14 protein-coding genes and 3 pseudogenes are annotated in these 20289 nt (G+C 54.9%); 7 read left to right on the top strand and 10 right to left on the bottom strand.

Features of this window, described 5'->3' with window-relative positions:
* Positions 1–60: 60 nt before the first annotated feature.
* Positions 61–758, bottom strand: a protein-coding gene (locus ACOTYB_RS08605; protein WP_095033700.1) for an IS1-like element IS1B family transposase whose coding sequence is annotated in 2 segments (ribosomal slippage) — positions 61–509 and positions 509–758 — 699 coding nt in all. Because the reading frame shifts where the segments join, the coding sequence is not laid out codon by codon here.
* Between the two features lie 55 nt (positions 759–813).
* Positions 814–1665 (bottom strand): annotated as a pseudogene (sbmA, locus tag ACOTYB_RS08610) (peptide antibiotic transporter SbmA); the annotation flags it as partial.
* Positions 1666–2016: 351 nt separating this feature from the next.
* Here sbmA and ampH point away from each other — a divergent pair.
* The gene (gene ampH, locus ACOTYB_RS08615) at positions 2017–3177 is read left to right on the top strand and encodes a D-alanyl-D-alanine-carboxypeptidase/endopeptidase AmpH (protein WP_003859164.1); all 1161 of its coding nucleotides are present in this window, start codon (positions 2017–2019) and stop codon (positions 3175–3177) included.
* A 2-nt stretch (positions 3178–3179) separates the two neighbouring features.
* Here ampH and ACOTYB_RS08620 read toward each other — a convergent pair whose 3' ends face one another.
* Positions 3180–3806 (bottom strand): helix-turn-helix domain-containing protein, encoded by a 627-nt coding sequence (locus tag ACOTYB_RS08620; RefSeq protein ID WP_003859165.1) that lies wholly within the window; start codon positions 3804–3806, stop codon positions 3180–3182.
* Between the two features lie 88 nt (positions 3807–3894).
* Positions 3895–6669 (bottom strand): autotransporter outer membrane beta-barrel domain-containing protein, encoded by a 2775-nt coding sequence (locus ACOTYB_RS08625; protein WP_421765796.1) that lies wholly within the window; start codon positions 6667–6669, stop codon positions 3895–3897.
* A gap of 452 nt (positions 6670–7121) precedes the next feature.
* On the opposite strand from ACOTYB_RS08625, the gene hemB reads away from it, so the two are divergent.
* Both hemB and ACOTYB_RS08635 read left to right on the top strand, forming a co-directional pair.
* Positions 7122–8096 carry a porphobilinogen synthase gene (hemB, locus tag ACOTYB_RS08630; RefSeq protein ID WP_003859169.1) on the top strand — a complete coding sequence of 325 codons (975 nt, stop codon included), beginning with the start codon at positions 7122–7124 and terminating at the stop codon, positions 8094–8096.
* 128 nt (positions 8097–8224) lie between these two features.
* Positions 8225–9949: pseudogene (locus ACOTYB_RS08635) on the top strand (lysophospholipid acyltransferase family protein).
* A gap of 69 nt (positions 9950–10018) precedes the next feature.
* Here the strand turns inward: ACOTYB_RS08635 and tauD are convergent.
* The 6 genes from tauD to mmuP form a co-directional block, all read right to left on the bottom strand.
* On the bottom strand, positions 10019–10870 hold the full coding sequence (tauD, locus tag ACOTYB_RS08640) for a taurine dioxygenase (protein WP_003863169.1): 852 nt from the start codon (positions 10868–10870) through the stop codon (positions 10019–10021).
* Positions 10867–11694 carry a taurine ABC transporter permease TauC gene (gene tauC / locus ACOTYB_RS08645; protein ID WP_003863170.1) on the bottom strand — a complete coding sequence of 276 codons (828 nt, stop codon included), beginning with the start codon at positions 11692–11694 and terminating at the stop codon, positions 10867–10869. Before tauC ends, tauD begins: the two co-directional genes overlap by 4 nt.
* Positions 11691–12458, bottom strand: coding sequence for a taurine ABC transporter ATP-binding subunit (tauB, locus tag ACOTYB_RS08650; RefSeq protein WP_003863171.1), 768 nt, complete (start codon positions 12456–12458; stop codon positions 11691–11693). The genes tauC and tauB overlap by 4 nt, the downstream gene beginning before the upstream one ends.
* Positions 12459–12468: 10 nt before the next feature.
* Entirely contained in the window at positions 12469–13431 is a 963-nt protein-coding gene (gene tauA / locus ACOTYB_RS08655) for a taurine ABC transporter substrate-binding protein (RefSeq protein WP_003863172.1), read from the bottom strand.
* Positions 13432–13604: 173 nt separating this feature from the next.
* Positions 13605–14537, bottom strand: coding sequence for a homocysteine S-methyltransferase (mmuM, locus tag ACOTYB_RS08660; RefSeq protein WP_063979389.1), 933 nt, complete (start codon positions 14535–14537; stop codon positions 13605–13607).
* The gene (gene mmuP, locus ACOTYB_RS08665; RefSeq protein ID WP_409248822.1) at positions 14524–15924 is read right to left on the bottom strand and encodes an S-methylmethionine permease; all 1401 of its coding nucleotides are present in this window, start codon (positions 15922–15924) and stop codon (positions 14524–14526) included. Before mmuP ends, mmuM begins: the two co-directional genes overlap by 14 nt.
* Positions 15925–16081: 157 nt before the next feature.
* On the opposite strand from mmuP, the gene ACOTYB_RS08670 reads away from it, so the two are divergent.
* The 4 genes and pseudogenes from ACOTYB_RS08670 to ACOTYB_RS08685 all read left to right on the top strand — a co-directional run.
* Positions 16082–17191 carry an AI-2E family transporter gene (locus ACOTYB_RS08670; protein WP_003863175.1) on the top strand — a complete coding sequence of 370 codons (1110 nt, stop codon included), beginning with the start codon at positions 16082–16084 and terminating at the stop codon, positions 17189–17191.
* A gap of 114 nt (positions 17192–17305) precedes the next feature.
* On the top strand, positions 17306–19090 hold the full coding sequence (locus ACOTYB_RS08675) for a diguanylate cyclase (RefSeq protein ID WP_421765797.1): 1785 nt from the start codon (positions 17306–17308) through the stop codon (positions 19088–19090).
* A 383-nt stretch (positions 19091–19473) separates the two neighbouring features.
* Entirely contained in the window at positions 19474–19968 is a 495-nt protein-coding gene (locus tag ACOTYB_RS08680; protein WP_023324209.1) for a molybdopterin-dependent oxidoreductase, read from the top strand.
* Positions 19969–19985: 17 nt separating this feature from the next.
* A pseudogene (locus ACOTYB_RS08685) lies at positions 19986–20207 on the top strand (GGDEF-domain containing protein); the annotation flags it as partial.
* Between the last annotated feature and the right edge of the window lie 82 nt (positions 20208–20289).

Below are 20289 nucleotides of genomic sequence, written 5' to 3' on the forward strand. Positions count from 1 at the left end.
AGGCGGTGACGCACGGTTGGCATCGTCTTCACCATACACCAGCTCGGTAATGACTCCAACTTATTGATAGTGTTTTATGTTCAGATAATGCCCGATGACTTTGTCATGCAGCTCCACCGATTTTGAGAACGACAGCGACTTCCGTCCCAGCCGTGCCAGGTGCTGCCTCAGATTCAGGTTATGCCGCTCAATTCGCTGCGTATATCGCTTGCTGATTACGTGCAGCTTTCCCTTCAGGCGGGATTCATACAGCGGCCAGCCATCCGTCATCCATATCACCACGTCAAAGGGTGACAGCAGGCTCATAAGACGCCCCAGCGTCGCCATCGTGCGTTCACCGAATACGTGCGCAACAACCGTCTTCCGGAGCCTGTCATACGCGTAAAACAGCCAGCGCTGGCGCGATTTAGCCCCGACGTATCCCCACTGTTCGTCCATTTCCGCGCAGACGATGACGTCACTGCCCGGCTGTATGCGCGAGGTTACCGACTGCGGCCTGAGTTTTTTAAATGGCGGAAAATCGTGTTGAGGCCAACGCCCATAATGCGGGCGGTTGCCCGGCATCCAACGCCATTCATGGCCATATCAATGATTTTCTGGTGCGTACCGGGTTGAGAAGCGGTGTAAGTGAACTGCAGTTGCCATGTTTTACGGCAGTGAGAGCAGAGATAGCGCTGATGTCCGGCAGTGCTTTTGCCGTTACGCACCACCCCGTCAGTAGCTGAACAGGAGGGACAGCTGATAGAAACAGAAGCCACTGGAGCACCTCAAAAACACCATCATACACTAAATCAGTAAGTTGGCAGCATCACCCACCAGCTCTTTACGGTAGGCCGCTTCCACGCGCTGGTTTTTAAACTCCAGCCCCGGCAACTTGATCCCTACCACCGCCAGCAGCCCCGTTCCCATCAGCGACCAGACAATCGCGGCAATCACCAGGCCGTAGGGCAGATGGCCGACAATCGGCAGCTCCGGAACGTGCGACGAGAGCGTCACCAGCACCGGCAGGAAGGCGATCAGCGTCATGATGGCGTTGATAAAGCTCACGCCCATATCTTCCAGAGTAGAGGCAAAACGCATGGTGTCTTCCTGCACACGCTGTGCGGCACCTTCGATATGTCGCAGGTGCTGCCAGTGCGCCATATAGTGTTCGTTCATCGCGGTACGCCAGCGGAACACATAGTGGCTGACGAAAAAGTTATTCATCACGCCGATCACCACAGCGATGAGGGCGATGCCGAGGAAGATCCCCACCTCATGGTAGAACTGGTTAATGGTCACTTTATGCGGCGAACTCAGCGCCGTCTGGATCAGATCGTAAAACGGCGCATACCAGGCGTTGACCGCTACGCCCACCTCAACCAGGAACCAGGTGACAAAGATGATTAACGACGTGCCGAGAATCGACCAGTATTGCCAGCGGTGAGGAGAATAGACAAACCAGAACATGGCAAAAAGCCCTACGCAGAGCACGTAATAAGCATAGAAAAGCAGATAGCTCATGGACCAGAAGCGCGCTGCGCTAATGGGAATATCGCCCGTTGCCCCCGTAAGACGGGTCAGCCACGCGCCGCCACCGGCCTGCCAGAAAATGACAGCCAGCAGTGCCCAAATAAATGCCGACAGGAAAAAGGGCCCCGGCTTTGGGAAAAAAGACTTAAACATTGTGCTTCCTTCTTGTTGTTATGGCTGTTGCTGTGTTCAACATATCGCCACACGAAACCTTGCCTGTGCCAGCCTCCCGGCTCAGGCAAAAAAGTGAGACCTGCGGGCGAATTATTAGTTCGCTTCCCAGTTTTTAAGAATTGTTTCGGTGCGTTTCATTCGCAACAGCGATCGTAGCGTCTATCATACGGTCGATGTCACAAAATGGGAGCCACGCTGCAAGTAAATTGTACAAATTTACCCACGGTTACGTTTTTCTCGCTATCGTTATGCAAATCGGGCCATTGCCTGACGCCGATTAGTAGTATAACTACCCGTAACTTTCCTTATTCACTTGATGGATGCTTTTCGTTGAAACGTTGTCTGCTCTCTATCGCCGCGCTGTGTGCGGTGAGCCTGTCCACCGCCCAGGCAGCACAGCCTCTGACGGCCCCGGTTCTGGCCTCTGACATTGCCGATCGCTACGCGAACCTTATTTATTACGGCAGCGGTGCGACGGGAATGGCGCTGGTCGTGATCGACGGTAACCAGCGGGTGTTTCGCAGCTTCGGTGAAACACGACCGGGAAATAACGTTCGTCCGCAGCTGGATTCCGTTATCCGTGTCGCGTCGATAACCAAGCTGATGACCAGCGAAATGCTGGTGAAACTGCTCGATCAGGGCGTGGTGAAACTCGACGATCCGCTCAGCAAATATGCGCCGCCCGGCGCTCGCGTTCCGACATATCAGGGAACGCCGATCAGACTGGTGAATCTGGCGACCCATACCAGCGCCCTGCCGCGAGAACAGCCCGGTGGCGCTGCGCATCGCCCTGTCTTTGTCTGGCCAACCCGTGAGCAACGCTGGAACTACCTGAGCACAGCAACCCTGAAATCGGCCCCGGGCTCGCAGGCTGGCTATTCTAACCTGGCGTTTGATCTGCTGGCCGACGCTTTAGCGACGGCCTCGGGTAAGCCCTACCCTCAACTGTTTGAAGAGCAGATCACGCGTCCGCTCGGGATGAAAGATACCACTTACACCCCCTCCCCGGACCAGTGCAAGCGTCTGATGGTGGCGGAAAAAGGGGCCAGCCCGTGCAATAACACGCTGGCCGCCATTGGCAGCGGTGGAGTTTACTCTACGCCTGGCGACATGATGCGCTGGATGCAACAGTTCCTCTCATCGGATTTTTACGCGCGCAGCAATCAGGCCGACCGCATGCAGACGCTCATCTACCAGCGTGCTCAGTTACGTCGCGTCATTGGCATGGATGTACCCGGTAAAGCCGATGCCCTCGGCATGGGCTGGGTGTATATGGCGCCAAAAGATGGCCGACCGGGGATTATTCAAAAAACCGGTGGAGGTGGCGGATTCATCACCTATATGGCGATGATTCCGCAATCAAACGTAGGTGCTTTTGTGGTGGTCACCCGGTCGCCAAATACACGCTTCGTGAATATGAGTGATGGCGTAAATAATCTGGTGGCCGAGCTGAGCGCCAATAAAGCGCAGGTGCTTACGGCCTCTAACTGATCTCAATAGTCCGTGGGCAAACGGTTGATACTGACCAGTTTGCCCCGGCTCATATTGATGTAGTTCCCCTGACGCAGCGCCGCCAGAACCTCCGCAACGACCGAACGAGAAATACGCGTGCTACGCTGAATATGATTCATAACACCAATTTTTGAACGTAGCGCGTCATCCCACTCGGCCATATTCAACAGCATCGCCCGAATTTGGCTATAGGAATTATTTCCAATCAGCTGTATATCACGTTTTCCCAGTAAATGGTTTAGCCATGACAGCCAGCAGAAAGCTTCTTGCCAAACATGCGCTTCTTGAATAAGTTCGCATGCAGTAGAGGCAGGCAAATAAAATCCGGTACAAGGTGTTTGTGCAATCAGAGAATATTCAAGATAGTTGTCATTTATCCATGCGCTTAAACCGTGGATATACGGTGCCCGCGCAATACCCATAAGTAATTCGTCTGATTTACGGTGGACTGCAGTCAGACCGGATTGTATGACAACGGTCAATGGTTCATCATCATTATTGCCGGTAGTTATTAATTGTTGTGGTTCGGTCTTAAATGGGGTACCGGCGATTTCCAGACACTTAATGAGCCGGCTTAATTCAGAAAGTGGTTTCGCATTAACGTTCATGCATACCTCAAGTCATCTGTATCTGTCGGTTCTTTATTATTTTTAAAGCACATAAAAAAGCGGGGGCAAAGTCCCCCGCGTTTTTTTCTTACCAGGTATATTTCACACCCAGGTTTGCTCCCCAGTTCTGGTCAACGTCGCCGCCGCCCAGATAAGTCGCATCAGTGTAAGCACTGAAGTTTTTCGTGAAGCTGAACTGAGTACCCAGTCCCACGCGAACCGCAGAGCCTTCTACGCCGTTATCAATGCTGTCGTTGTTGATATCAGCATTGTTGTCAGCATCGTCATACACGTAAGCCAGTTTGAAGTAAGGCGTTAATGCCTGCTCGCCGCCGTAGTTGAAGGTATAACCTGCATCCACGCCGAGTTCATAACGCATACTGTCGTAAGACTGACCATCGATACGCATGTCGTTGCTTAACTGGTAGTCATCACCGGACTGGAACAGGCCAGAGATCGCCGCGTAAGGCGTGACGTAGCCAGACAGGTTTGGTTTCCAGTCATAGCCCAGTTTCATTCCGAAACCAACGGCGTCAGTCGTGGTATTACCGTCAACATACTGACCATTGCTCATGGTGGCAGAGAGGTCGTTGTTGAAGCGGGTGTAACTCAGTGAGCTGTCGAGGAAGATATCGTTCATGAACTTCGCCGACGCGTAGATCATCGCAGTCTGGCTGTCCTGATCGACCTGACCCGTACGATCGCTGATATCACCCTTCGCGAAACCAGCCGCACCACCGACAATCCACTTCGCATTATTACCGTCGATCTGAGTATCCAGACCTACCATAATGCCGCTTACGTCCTGATCGTAGCTAACGGTGCCATTATCCGCGTCAAAGTTGCCGCCGAAATAGCTCACCCATGCGCCGCCGTTATCTGCCAGGCCATGACGGCTGTTGGTCAGACGGGTACCCACGGTATCCTGTTGCAGATTCCAGATGTTAGTATTAGTAGAAGGAATGCTCAGCGCCATGTTGGCGTAGTCAGTCAGCTCTTCCTGCTGGAGAACAACGGTGTCGCCCTTCTGCTGCGCCTGATAGGTGTATGCACCTAAATCAGCTTTATTTGCCGCAGTAAAGCTGGCAGCGGTATCCGCGTTATTGTCATAGACGCGAATGATCTCTTTGTTTTTGTAGTCAGCTACGGAGCCTGCGCCGGTCGCATCGTCGATGCGCACTTTATAGTTACCGGCAACGTCACCGTTCACCGCCAGATGACCGTCAGAGTTCAGCGCGACAACACCATAGTCGTAGTCCGCTTTATTGCGATCGTTGGTGATATACCGTGCGTTGTTCAGGTCGCTGTTCAGCACATAATCGCGGCTGGCAACGTTGAGTACACCGCCATCGGTCAGCACCATATTGTGCGTATCAACCTGACCCAGACCCAGCGCCAGCTCTGCACCGTTGTCCACGGTAATGGTGTTGGCATACAGCTCAGCTGTCTCTTCAGTCAGTGCCGCACGGCTGTAGCTATCCAGATACAGGCTATCGGTTGCTACCGCGCCGTTGTCGCCGATGTTCAGGCTAGACGCATTGGTCAGGGTGATGGAATCCGCCAGCAGGCCGGAGTTTTCAACATTGACCTGAGACTGGTTGTTCACCGTCAGCGCGTCGATGTTGGAGATCTTACGGGTATCCCACTCGGAACCGTTATCCAGCGCCACGTTGAACAGGCCGCTCTGATAAACCTCTTCACCTGCAACGTGACCGTTGCTATCAAAGGTAGAATCAGGCCAGATGCTGTTTGGAGAAAGTGCATGCCAGTCTACATTGCTGTAGCCTTCACCATACATCTGCGCCGTGCCGATGGCCTCAACGCTGGACTGCGCGGCACCCACCCATTTACTGCCGTTGGTCAGCGTGACATCCAGCTTGTCGGTATCATCCCAGCCGTTGGTAGTTGGGTTATAGATGCCGTCATCGGTGGTATCCGTTGCCGGATCGCCATTCTCGTAGAAGTTGTTATCAAAGGTGCTGGAGAAAAGGATGTCGCCGGTAATGGTAGAGTGATCGAAGGTAGCGGTGGTCTGCATAGCGTTATCAGACGCGCCAGCCACAACGATCAGCGCCGCATCATCCGCAGCCGTGGCGTTGGTTTCACCGTAGTCGCTCGGCTTCGCCGTTTGACCGTAGAAGCCGCTGGTACCCAGATCGCTGTACGCACCGGAGGTCAGCACAGAGTCTTTCACCACCAGCGTATCGGTAAAGACATTGCTGCTGTTAGCAACGCCTTCAACACCGTCGTATGGCGTGTTATCCAGATCCTGGTAACCCTGCGTCAGCGTAATACCCGCAACGTGGGAATTGTTCTGAATAACGATATCAGATTCAACGTCCAGCGTGATGGCGTTACCCAGATCATAGGTGTCCAGATAATGCGTTTCAGTGGTTTCGCCATTGACGACATCATACGCGTAATGCTCGTAGGTATCGTTGATGGTGGAGTTATCAACGGTCAGGCTAAAACGATCATACTGGGTATGAGCGGTGCCGTCAGTATCTACGCCATCTGCACACGTCGTGGTCATACACTCTGAGGTGATCATGCCATTAATGGTGCTGTTAGAAATACTCAACGCGTTCGCACGGCCATTGACACCATCATCCAGATAGTATGTCGAAATAACTCCGTTTACGGTTGATTTATTGACGACCGGATAAATGTCACCATCATGTGTGGCATCTGAATAATTCCAGTCAGCATAACCATAATACCAGGGCGTGGACGCAGTATTGTCATATCCAAAAGTATTATATGTCGTGCCGGATATATCTTTCGCATTGGCCTGAGAAGCGATAGCCAGTGTGCAGGCTAATGCAAGTTGTGATACAACCAGTTTCTTTTTCCATGTTTGCATTGGGTCATCCCTCCTCAGGGACGTAAGCAAGTTTGTCCATCAAATCATTTAGCAACATTAAATTGCGGAAGGAATTATGCAGTTTCACTTCGAAAAGGTTCAATGAATGATTCCATTAAGTCCGTATTCAGACAAATAAGCTTATAAACCCACGGCAATATCAATCATTATGAATAAATATTATAAATTCAACTGATTGCAAACTACTTTAGTTGCTTCGACACATATAATAAAAAGCAATTAATCATTTATATTTATAATCCCAAACCAATATAGAAGCCTCACCAATATTACACGCCACGCTGAACATCAGAATAAGATTTATAATATAGACTAAATACATGCAGCGTATATTAGTCGATTTCGAAAATCTAAAAGACAACTTTAGTAAAACACCGCTCCCTGCTTTCAGGTACACTATACCTCTTTGTTCCACAAACATCAGGCATACCATGACCGATTTAATTGCACGTCCCCGTCGCCTGCGCAAGTCACCCGCACTGCGCGCCATGTTTGAAGAGACAACACTGACCTTAAACGATCTGGTGTTGCCGATTTTTGTTGAAGAAGAGATCGATGACTACAAAGCCATCGACGCGATGCCGGGCGTGATGCGCATTCCTGAAAAGCATCTGGCCCGCGAGATCGAACGCATTGCGAATGCGGGCATCCGCTCGGTGATGACGTTCGGTATCTCCCACCACACTGACGCGACCGGCAGCGATGCCTGGAAAGAAGACGGCCTCGTGGCACGCATGTCGCGCATCTGCAAAGAGAGTGTGCCGGAGATGATCGTCATGTCCGATACCTGCTTCTGCGAATACACCTCTCATGGCCACTGTGGTGTGCTGTGCGATCACGGCGTGGACAACGATGCGACCCTGCTGAATCTGGGCAAGCAGGCGGTGGTTGCCGCCGCCGCGGGTGCGGATTTCATTGCGCCTTCTGCGGCAATGGATGGGCAGGTACAGGCGATTCGCCATGCGCTGGATGCCGCGGGCTTCACCGACACCGCCATCATGTCCTACTCCACCAAATTCGCCTCCTCTTTCTACGGTCCGTTCCGTGAAGCAGCGGGCACGGCGCTGAAAGGCGATCGTAAAACCTATCAGATGAACCCGCTGAACCGCCGCGAAGCGATTCGTGAATCTCTGCTTGATGAAGCCCAGGGCGCTGACTGCCTGATGGTGAAACCGGCTGGCGCGTACCTGGATATCCTGCGCGACATTCGCGAACGCACCGAACTGCCGCTGGGCGCATACCAGGTGAGCGGTGAGTACGCGATGATCAAATTCGCCGCGCAGGCGGGTGCCATCGACGAAGAGAAAGTGATCCTCGAAAGCCTGGGGGCGATCAAACGTGCGGGCGCGGATCTGATCTTCAGCTATTTCGCGCTGGATCTGGCCGAGAAGAAAATTCTGCGTTAATCCGCTTTAGCGCCGGGTGGCGACTTCGCCTTACCCGGCCTGCTCTCTGCGCTAATCTTCACCAAACTGCAATACAAACGACATCTCCTCCTTCTACTGTCTGGGCAAGACGGCAGGAGGAGTGATCAATGTTTAGTCTCGACAGCGTTCTTGATGACCTTTGGCCTCAGGCGAGGCCCGCACCCTGGCAAAAAAGTCTGTTAAAAAGACTGCTTCACGAAGACGAATTTCAGCAGTTTGCCGCCAGCCACCGTCACCTGAAAGGGCTGGATATGGTGGATCAGGTTCTGGAACACCTTGATATTCACTGCTCCGTTTCCGCCCGCGATCTCGAACAAATCCCCGAACACGGCCCACTCATTGTGATAGCGAACCACCCCACTGGCACGCTGGATGGGCTGGCGTTGCTGTACGCCGTTTCCCGCGTGCGCCGCGACGTCAGGGTTGTTACCAACAGGATGCTGTCCCACCTTGAGCCCCTCAGTTCATTGTTTATTCCCGTGGATAATATGGGCGGCAGAACCGCAAAAGCTTCGCTGATACAGATGGAGCAGCACCTGCAAAACGCCGGTGTGCTGATCTTCTTTCCGGCGGGCGAAGTTTCCCGCCCAACGCGCAAAGGCATACGCGATAAATAATGGCATCCGGGCTTTATCAAGCTGGCTGGCAAATTACGGGTGCCGCTACTTCCGGTACATATCCAGGCGCACAACAGCCTGCTGTTTTATGCCAGTACCCTGGTCTCGCCAACGGTATCCATGCTGCTGTTGATGCAACAGATGTTTCGCCGCCGTCACAGTCAGTTGCCGATCAAAATCGGCCAGCAGATTGCCTGGAATGACCGGTTTAGTTCTACCCTTTCATCGCGTGAGATGGCCGAGCAGTGTCGTCAGCACGTGATACGTCTTGGCAAGGGATTGCCTGGCGTCTTTAAAACCCAGTGCGCCATTGCCCGCCCGGAAGACAGGGCCACGCTGAAGCGCGAACTGGCGCAGGCCGAGTGTCTGGGAAAAACGAGCGATGGTAAGGCCATCTATCTTTGGCAGCGCAACGGGCAGGAAGAGGCGCCTCTGCTGCGCGAGCTGGGGCGGCTGCGCGAGATTGCCTTTCGTGCCGTGGAGGAAGGCAGCGGGAAGCGGCGGGATACGGACAGCTACGATGATGACTATCTGCACCTCATTTTGTGGGATGACGATGACCTGGAGATTGTCGGCGCGTACCGCTTTATGCCAACGGCCATGCAGGTGGAAAAGCGCGGCGTCGAGGGGTTGTACAGCTACAGCCTGTTCCACTACGACGAAAAAATGCAGGACATACTGGAGCACGGCATTGAGCTAGGGCGTAGCTTTATACAGCCGCGCTACTGGGGGCGTCGCGGTCTGGACTATCTGTGGTCAGGTATTGGCGCCTATCTGGCACGCTATCCTCATTACCGTTACCTGTTTGGCCCGGTCTCCATCTCCGGGGGGTTACCGCCTGCCGCGCGGGATCTGCTGGTCGCCTTTTACCGCTTGTGGTTCCCGGCGACGCATCCTCTAGCCGCCTCGCGCCAGCCCTATCCCGCATCCCTGCCAGACGTGCTGGCGCAATTTGGCGGGGTGGATTACGTGGATGACCTGACAAAGCTCAAATCCCTGCTCGGCAACCTGGGTTGCGGCATCCCGCCGCTCTACAAACAGTATTCCGAGCTATGCGAACCAGGCGGCGTGCAGTTTATCGATTTCGGCAGCGATCCGGCGTTCAATAACTGTATCGACGGGCTGGTGCTGGTGGATCTGTGTTATCTGAAGGCGAACCGCTATCAGCGGTATATAGAGGCGCACTTAATACCCTCCCCCCTGCCCTCTCCCTAAAAGGGAGAGGGTGAAAACCGCACCGGTCAGTCCCCTCGCCCCTTTGGGGAGAGGGTTAGGGTGAGGGGCTCAAACCGCACGGTAGAACGGCTTATCCCCCAGGATGGTCGCCCGCTGCATAATCCTTCGCTGCGGCAGATAATCCGCATTGGCGTAATGCTGCGTGACGCGGTTATCCCAGATCGCCAGATCGTTCTCCTGCCAGCGCCAGCGCACCTGAAACTCCGGTTTGGTGATATGCGCGAACAAGAAGCCGAGCAGCGCCTCACTCTCTTTCTCCGCTACGTCCACGATACGCGTGGTAAACCCTTCATTCACAAACAGCGCCTGCTTTCCGGTCACCGGATGCGTACGCACCACCGGGTGCAGCAGCGGGGGATGTTTTTCGACCGCATCCAGCCAGCGCTGGTGCTCCTCTTCCGTTTTACGGTACTTATATTCCTGGAATGATTTTTTGAAGTCATGCTCCGCCCGCAGGCCGCTCAGTAGGGTCTGGAGCGGCGCGGAGAGCGCCTCAAACGCTGCGATCCCGCTGGCCCACAGCGTATCGCCCCCCGTCTCAGGCAACAGCTTCGCCGCAAGAATCGCCCCGGCTGGCGGTGTGTCGATAAAGGTCACATCGGTATGCCAGTTATCGTTATCCGGCGGGTTATCGTTGTGGGTGTCGAGGACGATAATCTCCTCCACCCCTTCCGCATGCGGATAGACGGGGTGGATATGCAGGTCGCCAAAACGCAGGGCCAGCGCGCGCTGCTGATGCGGGGTAATGGCCTGTTCACGCAGGAACACCACCTGATGACGCAGCACTGCGTGGTACAGCTGCTCAAACTGGTTATCGCTCAGCGGACGGGTTACGTCCAGGCCCGACACTTGCGCGCCAATGTACGGCCCCAACGGGATAATCGTCAGACGTTCACTCATTGTATTTCTCCATGCCAGGGCGTCAGGCGACGCTGTAGCGCGCGCAGTCCCAGTTCTAATCCAAAGGCGATCGCGGCGATCACTGCGATCCCTGCCAGTACCACATCAGTCGCCAGGAACTCTCCCGCCGACTGCACCATAAACCCAAGGCCGCGCGTGGCGGCTATCAGCTCTGCCGCCACCAGCGTAGACCAGCCCACCCCAAGGCCGATGCGCAGCCCGGTCAATATCTCCGGCAGCGCGCCCGGTAAAATGACGAACAGCAGGACCTGCGCGCGGCTGGCGCCGAGCGACTGCGCCGCACGTATGCGCACCTGCTGCGCACTCTTTACGCCAGCCAAGGCCGACATCGCGACCGGCGCAAAAATCGCCAGGTATATCAGTAAGATCTTTGACGTCTCGCCGATGCCAAACCAGATCACCATCAGGGGCAAGTAAGCCAGCGGCGGGACGGGACGGTAAAGCTCTATCAGCGGGTCGAGAATGCCGCGTACCGTCGGGCTCAGTCCCATCGCGATCCCCACCGGAACGCCAATAATGACCGCCGCCAGCAGCGCCACCAGAATACGCGTCAGACTGGCGCCTAAATGCTGCCAGAGCGTGGCATCCATAAAGCCCTGCGGCCCGGCGATAGTAATCAGTTTTTCCAGAACCTGGCCTGGCGGGGGCAGAAACAGCGGGCTGACCCACTGCTGCGCGGCAACCGCCCACCATACCGCCAGCAACACCACCAGCGTGCTGACGCTTAAAGTGAGCTGGCGAGAGAACGGCCAGCGTAAGGCAAGGCGCGTCCGCCGCGTTTTTTCACTGAAAACAATGCTCATGAGAACGCCTCCCGTTGCTCAAACACGCGGCTTAAGACGTATTCACGCTGTTCAATAAACAGCGGATCGGATTTGATGCTGCGTACCGGTTCTCCCGCCACATAGCGCCGGGCAAACTCGAGCGGCAGGCGCTCCAGCACGCGTCCCGGCCCCGGTGAGAGCAGCACCAGCTCCGTCGCCATAAACACGGCCTCTTCGATATCGTGGGTGATTAACAGCACCTGCTTGCCGGTTTCGTGCCACAGGCGCAGCAGCAGGGTTTGCATCTGCTCGCGGGTGAAGGCATCCAGCGCCCCGAAAGGTTCGTCCAGCAACAGCAGCTGTGGGTTAGCCGCCAGCGCACGGGCGATCCCGACGCGCTGACGCTGCCCGCCTGAAAGCTGCCAGATAAAGCGTTTTTCAGCCCCCTCCAGCCCGACCTTTTTCAGCATATCGCGCGCCGTATTCAGGCGCTGTTCACGCGCTACACCGGCCAGTTGCAGACCAAACGCAACGTTTTCCTGAACGTTTCGCCACGGGAGTAACCCTTCGTTCTGGAAAACCACGCCGCGCTCTGCGCCCGGCCCCGTGACCCGTTTCCCTTCCAGTTGGATCGAGCCGTGCTGATACGGTACAAACCCGGCGATCAGGTTCAGCAGCGTCGTTTTCCCGCAGCCGGACGGTCCCAGCACCACCAGCAGTTCACCGCTGTCCAGCGTCAGGTTGATCGCTTCCAGGGCGGGTTTGCCGCCGTAATCGGCAGACAGGTTTGTAATGTTCAGCATTGCAGCTCCCTTATTTCACAAAGCGATCGGTCACAAACTGGCTGTAATCCGCCGCCACCGCAGGCACTTTGCCCTGCTCTTTCAGGAACGTCGCAGTGTCAACAATCGCTTTGCTTACCGGCCCGTTCAGCTGCTGGACCTGCTGAGCAGGCGTCAGATAGGTGTTGCCTTTTACCAGCCCCGGCACGTCAGCTTCCGGCACGCCGCTCAGACGTGAGAGTTTCTCCAGGTTGGTGGGCTGTTTCAGCCATTCATCCGGGTTGCTGATGTATGGCTGCTGTGCGTCGATGGCGCTTTTGGCGAAGGCTTTCACCACTTCAGGGTGTTTCTCGGCAAAGTCCTTACGTACCACCCAGACATCAAGGGTTGGCGCGCCCCACTGCCCCACTTTTTCGGAGTCGGTCAGCACGGTGCCCTCTTTTTCCAGTTCGTTGACGGCGGGCGCCCAGACGTATGCTCCGTCGATGTCGCCACGCTGCCAGGCGGCAATAATCGCCGGAGGTTGCAGGTTGATGATCTGCACCTGGCCGGGCTTAATGCCCCAGTGTTTCAGCGCTGCCAGCAGGCTGTAATGCGTGGTGGAGATAAACGGCACCGCGATGCGTTTGCCGATCAAATCTTCGGGTTTCGTGATGCTTTTCTTCACCACCAGCGCTTCGGAATTTCCGAGCTGCGACGCCAGCAGGAAAACTTCAATCGGCACCTGCTGGCTGGCGGCCACCGCCAGCGGGCTGGAGCCCAGGTTGCCAATCTGCACGTCGCCCGAGGCTAACGCCCGCACAATCGCCGCGCCGCTGTCGAACTTGCGCCAGTCGACGTTCGCCCCGCTCGCTTTGGCGAAGGTGTTATCCGCCTGCGCGACTTTTGCCGGCTCAGCGGAAGTCTGATACGCGACGGTGACGTCCACCGCCTGCGCCTGAAATGCCCACAGCGCCAGTGCGCCGAGAAGTGTGATCCGCGATGAAATTGCCATAATGTCTGCTCCCTTGTTGTTATGAGGGCAGTATTTCCGGCGCGAGAATTTTGATAAAGGAATAAAAAAGAATCGCTAATGACGATTCGTTTTTAGAAAAAAAGCGGGAAAGGATAGTGAATTTTGTGCGGTTGTTTCGCCGGGTAAGGCGCAGCCGCCACCCGGCAAAGACCTCAGAGCTGAACCGTCAGCGCAGCAATATCTTTCGGCGTGGTCCGGCAACATCCCCCGATTAATTTAGCGCCAGCCGCCAGCCACTGCGGTAAATACCCCGCCAGCGTCTCGCACGCTTCACCGTGGTGATGCCAGGTTTTGCTCACCGCATCATAATGCTCGCCGGAGTTCGGATAGACCACCAGCGGCAGCGATGTCAGGCTGTGCAGATGCGTCAGCGCCGAGGTGGTGTTTTCCAGCGCGATACAGTTGATCCCCAGCGCGACAACCTGCGGGTAGTTTTCCAGCGCAGAAACGACATCCCGCAGCGGCGTTCCGTCACTCAGGTGCTCGCTGTCACGCAGGGTAAATGAGAACCATGCCCGGGCGCGGGGATACGCCGTCAGCAACGCCGCCAGCGCCTTAATCTCAGTGAACGAAGGCAGCGTTTCACAGGCCAGCAAATCCGCGCCCGCATCCAATAGCGCCTCTACACGCGGGCGGTGGAAGGCGGTGAATTCTTCAGCGCTACGCACGTAATCGCCGCGATACTCGGAACCATCGGCCAGATACGCGCCGTAAGGGCCCACAGATCCCGCCACCAGCAGCGTGCCTGCATTTGCGTTCTCAGCCAGGTACGCTTCCCGCGCTTTGCGTGCCAGCTCTACGCTTTTGCCAATCAACGCCCGGGATTGCGACTCGTCCAGCCCGCGAGCGGCAAAGCCCGCGGGTGTCGCCTGATAGCTGGCGGTGATCGCCACCTGTGCCCCCGCGCGGTAGTAGTCGAGGTGTACGTCACGGATCAGCTCCGGGTTTTCCATCAGCACTTTAGCCGACCAGAGGCTGTCGGCAAGGTTACAACCGCGCGCTTCCAGCTCCGTTGCCATTGCCCCATCCAGCACGACAAACGGCTGGTTTTCAAGGAGAGCGGTAAGCGGATTATTCTGCGACATGTTCAGGCTCCTGCGTGGTCAGGTTTCGGGTCAGATAGTACGCACCATAACACAGGGCGACAAACGGAAGCCCGCAATAAAGGGCAATACGCTGGCTGGGGTCAAACCACAGGCCGACGCAGGCCACCAGGCAGAGGATAAATCCAAGCACGGGCACCAGCGGATACCATGGCGCGCGATACTGCAACGCCGAAAGCGGTTGCCCGGACAGCACGTGACGGCGACGAAACACAAAGTGCGACGCGCAGATGCTGATCCACACCGCCACCACCGCAAAGCCGGAGATAGCGGACAGCGCCACAAACACCGTATCCGGCGCGACCACGCTGGAGAACAGCGCCAGCATGCCGCCCAGCATGGAAACGGAGAGCGCCGTCAGCGGCACGCCGTTTTTGTTGACGCGGGCAAAGCAGCGCGGCAGCGTTTTCTCGTTAGACAGAGACCACAGCATACGGCCAGAGGCGTACAGGCCCGAGTTCGCCGCCGAGAGGATCGCCGTCAGGATCACGAAGTTAAAGATATCCGCCGCATACGGAATGCCGACCTTTTCAAACACCAGCACAAACGGACTTTTCTCCACGCCAGCCTGCTGCATGGGGATCAGCGCCGCCAGCACAAACACGGTGCCAATAAAGAAGATGATGAGCCGGGCGATGGTGGTGCGAATAGCAACCGGAATAACCTTGTGTGGGTTTTCCGTTTCCCCTGCCGCGATGCCGATAAGCTCTGTACCTGAGAAGGCAAAGTTGACCGCCACCATGGTCATCAGGATCGGCAGACCGCCGTGCGGGAACCAGCCTTCGGCAGTAATGTTGCTCAAGCCCGGCGCCGGTGAACCATCCTGCATCGGGATAAAACCGAAGATCGCCGCTCCGCCGAGAATAATGAAGGCGATGATGGTGATGACTTTCACCAGCGAGAACCAGAATTCCCCTTCGGCGAAGAAACGCGTGGAAATCACGTTAAGAGCAAAAATCACCACGCAAAAGACGACGCACCACATCCAGACGGGAACCTGCGGGAACCAGTACTGCATACAGAACCCGGCTGCGGTAAAGCTCGATCCCAGCGCCACTGTCCACGTAAGCCAGTACAGCCACGCCACGGTATACCCTGTCGCCGGGCCGAGATAACGAGCGGCGTAGACGTGGAACGCCCCGGTTTCCGGCATCGCCACGGAGAGCTCGCCCAGACACTGCATAACCAGCCAGACCACCAGCGCACCGATAAGATACGCCAGCAGCGTGCCCGCCGCGCCAGTTGTCGAAATGATGTATCCGGTATTGAAGAATAACCCTGTGCCGATAACGCCACCCAGCGAGAGCATAATCAGGTGGCGGGTTTTCATGGTGCGCTTAAGCTGCCCGTTTTGTTGTTCTGTTTGCATATTACCTTCTAAACGTATGGACATCTAAACATCCAAAGAAGGGTGTTATACCGCGATTGTTAACAAAAAGCCACCCGGCACGACTTCGGCGCAATTATTGGTAAATCCTTAAATCAGTTCTATAGTCGACACAGTTTCTTCTTTACCAGGACTCACTATGCGATTTAACGGACTGACCAAAGGTTTCTTTATTCTCATCCTGGCCCTTGTAACCTGGGCTTTCTTTGACGTGCTGTCACCCTATTTCTCGGCGATTCTGTGGGCCGCGATCCTGACCATCATTTTCAACCCGGTGAAAAACAAGCTGCGTACCGCGCTGGGCGATCGCAACGGGCTGGCTTCCCTCCTCACACTCGGCATTATCTGCCTGATCGTGTTTATTCCGTTGATGGTGATCCTTTCCTCGCTCGCGGTGGAACTGAACATGGTTTACACCAAGCTGCAACAGAACAACACGCAGTTCCCGGAAGTCATCGCCGGTATCTTCAACCGCCTGCCGGACTGGGCCAGCGGCTTCCTGGCGGATCACAACCTGACCAACGCCGCGCAGATCCAGAAAAAGCTTTCCGATGTCGCGTTACAGGGCGGACAGTATCTGGCGGGTAGCGCGTTCCTGATTGGTAAAGGGACGTTCGGCTTTGCTATTAGCTTCGGCATTATGCTGTACCTGCTGTTTTTCCTGCTCAAAGACGGGCCCTATCTGGTGCGCCAGATCCTCGACTCGCTGCCGCTGTCTGACTTCGTCAAACAGCACCTGTTCGCGAAGTTTGTCGGCGTCTCGCGAGCTACGGTAAAAGGTACGGCGGTCGTGGCGGTGGTTCAAGGTACGCTTGGCGGTATCGCCTTTGCCATCGTCGGTATTGACGGTAGCGTACTGTGGGGAGCGCTGATGGCGTTCCTCTCCCTGGTGCCCGCCGTCGGCTCGGCTATCGTCTGGGTTCCCGCCGCCATCTTCCTGTTTGCCACTCACCAGCTGTGGCAGGGTCTGTTCATTGTGGGCTTCTTTGTCATTATCGTCGGGCTGGTGGACAACCTTTTACGTCCGCTGCTGGTGGGCAAAGACACCAAAATGCCGGACTACCTGATACTGATCACCACGCTCGGCGGTATGGAGCTGTACGGCATTAACGGCTTTGTGATTGGGCCGCTGATTGCCGCCCTGTTTATCGCCTGCTGGAACCTCTTCTCCGGCCGCGACCACGCAGGCAACGCCGAGGAGCTGGACGCAGATTTTATCGAAGAAGGAAAAAATCCTCCGGACCTATAACTAAACGCGTTTTGACAGGCGGCCCGGTGCCGCCTTTTTTTTCGCGATAAATCAGGGGTTTTCTATAATCTTTAATGAACGCTCTTCCACATTTGTCGTAGAAGGATCCAACAGGTGCGAATCGCCACGATCACAAACTGGGCTTATGGTGTCACGGTGTGCCTGACCATTGCCTCCGGTATCGTCATGCTGATGGCTTCCCATGCCGACAACGTAGAACGTCAGGCTGTTAAGCAACGACAAATTTTTGACCAGCTTACGGAAGAGATTGAAGCAGAAACCTGGATGCTCTCCGACTTAGCGCGCCTTTACGCCATCAAAAAAGAGCCCGATGTGCTGAAAACGTACCAGGCGAAAGAAGGCGAACTGAAGAATATCGAGCGCAAGCTGGGCCAGTTAAAAGATACGGGCGCAACGGGCGAAGAGCTGGCGCTGCTGTACGAAGGGCTGAAGATTGTCGATGGCCTACAGGATGAACAGCAGGCAGCAATTGCCAGCGTCGCCCGGGGTGAGGAACAACAGGCCATTGCGTTACTCTTCGGCAAAATCTACGAACTTGAAATGGAACGCGCCCAAAGCAAGATTGACCATTTTCGTGTGCTTCTGGATAAGCGCATTATCGCCGATGTCCAGGCTGCGACCAACACGTCAAAAACCCTGCGTACCGCCTATGAAATGATGGTCGGCCTGACCGCCCTGCTCTTCTTATTCGTGATGGGTTTTATTCTCAAGCACCGCGTGCTGCGCCCGGTGGTGCGCCTCAGTGATGTGGTTCACCGGCTGGCCTCACAGGATTACGCCGTCGAAACGCCAAATTTCAACCAGGTCGATGAGATAGGCGATATGGCGCAGGCCATTCGCATTTTCCGCGAGAACGGGCTGGCAAGGCAGCGGCTTGAAAAAGAACGCGACGCAGACTGGGCCATCCGCGAGCTGCTCGCGCGAATGACCCAGCGCTTGCAGGGCTGCGAGAACGTTAGCGACGTGATTGAGGTGGCAGAGCTGTTTGCTCCCAACATTGCGCCGGGTGTCGCCGGGCGTCTGTATATTCTGGATCGAAACCCGTGGGAGATGCGCTGTGCGGCGGAATGGTTATCTCCCCAGGGAGAAAAAAATGCTTTCCACCCCGATCAATGCTGGGCCATACGCCGTGGTCAGAGCCACCCACCGGTCAACGGCGAGCCGGATATCGGTTGCCAGCATCTGCCTGAATCACAAAAAGACAGTTCATTCTGCGTGCCGCTCATTGCGCAGGGGGAAGCCATTGGTTTGCTGTCGTTTCAGAACATCACGCCTGAAACGGCACCGTCCCGCGCCTATCTCGAATTAATGGCGGAAGCCCTGGGTCTGGCGCTGGCCAACCAGCGTCTGCGCGATGCCCTGCTGGAAAAAGCGCTATTCGACCCGCTCACCGGCTTGCGTAACCGCCACCACCTTGAAGCTACCCTGCGCACTCAGATAGCTCAGGCGATGCGCAATGATGAACCGGTGAGCTGCATGATGATCGACATCGATCACTTTAAAAGCATTAACGATCGCTTCGGCCATGAGGCTGGCGATCATGTGATTAAGAGCGTGGCGACAATTGTTCAGCGTGCCGTGCACGATGCCGGCCTGGCCTTCCGCTTTGGTGGCGAAGAGTTTCTGGTGCTACTTACGGGTGCGGATGAGGAAGCGGCTCACGCCTGCGCAACGGAGATTTATAACGGCGTCCATACGCTGTCGCTACGTTATGGGCTTGCTGAGATTGGCCCGGTAGATGTGTCGATCGGGATCGCCAGTTACCCGCAGCACGCCCAAAGCGACGACCTGCTGCGCGCGGCAGACGTTGCGCTTTACCGGGCGAAAGAGCTGGGGCGCTCGCGGATCGTCAGTTTCAGTATGCTGGAGGCGGGTTAAGCGAAACTCAGTGCCAACGACGTCAGAGGTACGCGCACTCTCTTATTCCCTCACATTGAGGGTGCGTTATCATTCTTTGTACAAATAAATTTATCTTAACGATGCCACCATTGATAAAAAATGGGGGTGCGTAAATATATTAATAAATCAAAGCGATCATTTTTTAAACACGGGTGGTTTATTACACTAAGTTTTTATGTTTTAAAAAACGTAAGCTTCAGCCAGCGGTCTGCAATCACGGGGCAAAATACAGCTATCATTTTGATTTTTATGATTTTAATCAAGTAGCGTTTGCAAAAAGGCGTGGCGTTCAACAAAATAGACAAACTTATAGGATAAATAACTTATAATTCTTATACTTCTGTTAAAAAGAGGAGGCCAATATGCGAATAATCCTAATGCTGTGCTGCTTTTTGGTACAAAGTTTAAGCTGGGCTGGCGAACTGCCAAAGCCTGTGGGCAAACCCATCTTAACCATTAGCGGTAATATAGAAAATACGAACGAAAATGGAAATGCCGTTTTTGATATTGCCAGCCTTGAAAAACTGGGCATGGTGAGTTTCCAGACGACCTCTCCCTGGTATAATGGCCGCACGAAGTTTGAGGGTATCCCGATGCGCAAACTCATGGAGTATGTGGGTGCAAAGGGTTCTGTCCTGAATGTGATTGCACTCAATGATTACACTACCGTCATCCCTCTCAGCGACTTCCAGAAATACAACGCCATCCTGGCTTTAAAGGTCAATGGCGAATATATGCGCATCCGCGATAAAGGTCCGTCATTCATCGTCTACCCTTATGACAGCCTTCCTGAACTCAATAATCAGATTTATTACTCGCGATCGGCATGGCAGGTCAGCAAAATGAAGATTGAATAGTAGTTCAGGAGAACATAATGAACAGGATACTGGTTGGTATCATTTTTTCTCTTTTTATCACTACGGGATATATAGCATTTCTTGTTTACGATCGTCAGCAAGAGTTGCAAAAATTGACTCACTACACTGAGTCCTGGTCTGTAGCCCAACTGGTATCTGAATATTACCGATTTGAATCATGGATTGGACTGTACGCAACCGAGACTGATGACGTTACGGTAGACCAGGTTCGCATGCGCCGGTAATGCTGCCAACTTACTGATTTAGTGTATGATGGTGATTTTAAGGTGCTTGCGTGGCTTCCATTTCCATCAGATGTCC

The sequence above is a fragment of the Enterobacter cloacae complex sp. IR5450 genome, assembly GCF_049238665.1.
GTDB lineage: Bacteria > Pseudomonadota > Gammaproteobacteria > Enterobacterales > Enterobacteriaceae > Enterobacter > Enterobacter hormaechei_C.

Coding starts and splice junctions, on each gene's coding strand:
- ACOTYB_RS08620 (WP_003859165.1), bottom strand. CDS start 3,806: ATGAACGTTAATGCGAAACCACTTTCTGAATTAAGCCGGCTCATTAAG.
- tauB (WP_003863171.1), bottom strand. CDS start 12,458: ATGCTGAACATTACAAACCTGTCTGCCGATTACGGCGGCAAACCCGCC.
- tauD (WP_003863169.1), bottom strand. CDS start 10,870: ATGAGTGAACGTCTGACGATTATCCCGTTGGGGCCGTACATTGGCGCG.
- hemB (WP_003859169.1), top strand. CDS start 7,122: ATGACCGATTTAATTGCACGTCCCCGTCGCCTGCGCAAGTCACCCGCA.
- ACOTYB_RS08625 (WP_421765796.1), bottom strand. CDS start 6,669: ATGCAAACATGGAAAAAGAAACTGGTTGTATCACAACTTGCATTAGCC.
- tauC (WP_003863170.1), bottom strand. CDS start 11,694: ATGAGCATTGTTTTCAGTGAAAAAACGCGGCGGACGCGCCTTGCCTTA.
- mmuP (WP_409248822.1), bottom strand. CDS start 15,924: ATGCAAACAGAACAACAAAACGGGCAGCTTAAGCGCACCATGAAAACC.
- mmuM (WP_063979389.1), bottom strand. CDS start 14,537: ATGTCGCAGAATAATCCGCTTACCGCTCTCCTTGAAAACCAGCCGTTT.
- ACOTYB_RS08670 (WP_003863175.1), top strand. CDS start 16,082: ATGCGATTTAACGGACTGACCAAAGGTTTCTTTATTCTCATCCTGGCC.
- ACOTYB_RS08680 (WP_023324209.1), top strand. CDS start 19,474: ATGCGAATAATCCTAATGCTGTGCTGCTTTTTGGTACAAAGTTTAAGC.
- tauA (WP_003863172.1), bottom strand. CDS start 13,431: ATGGCAATTTCATCGCGGATCACACTTCTCGGCGCACTGGCGCTGTGG.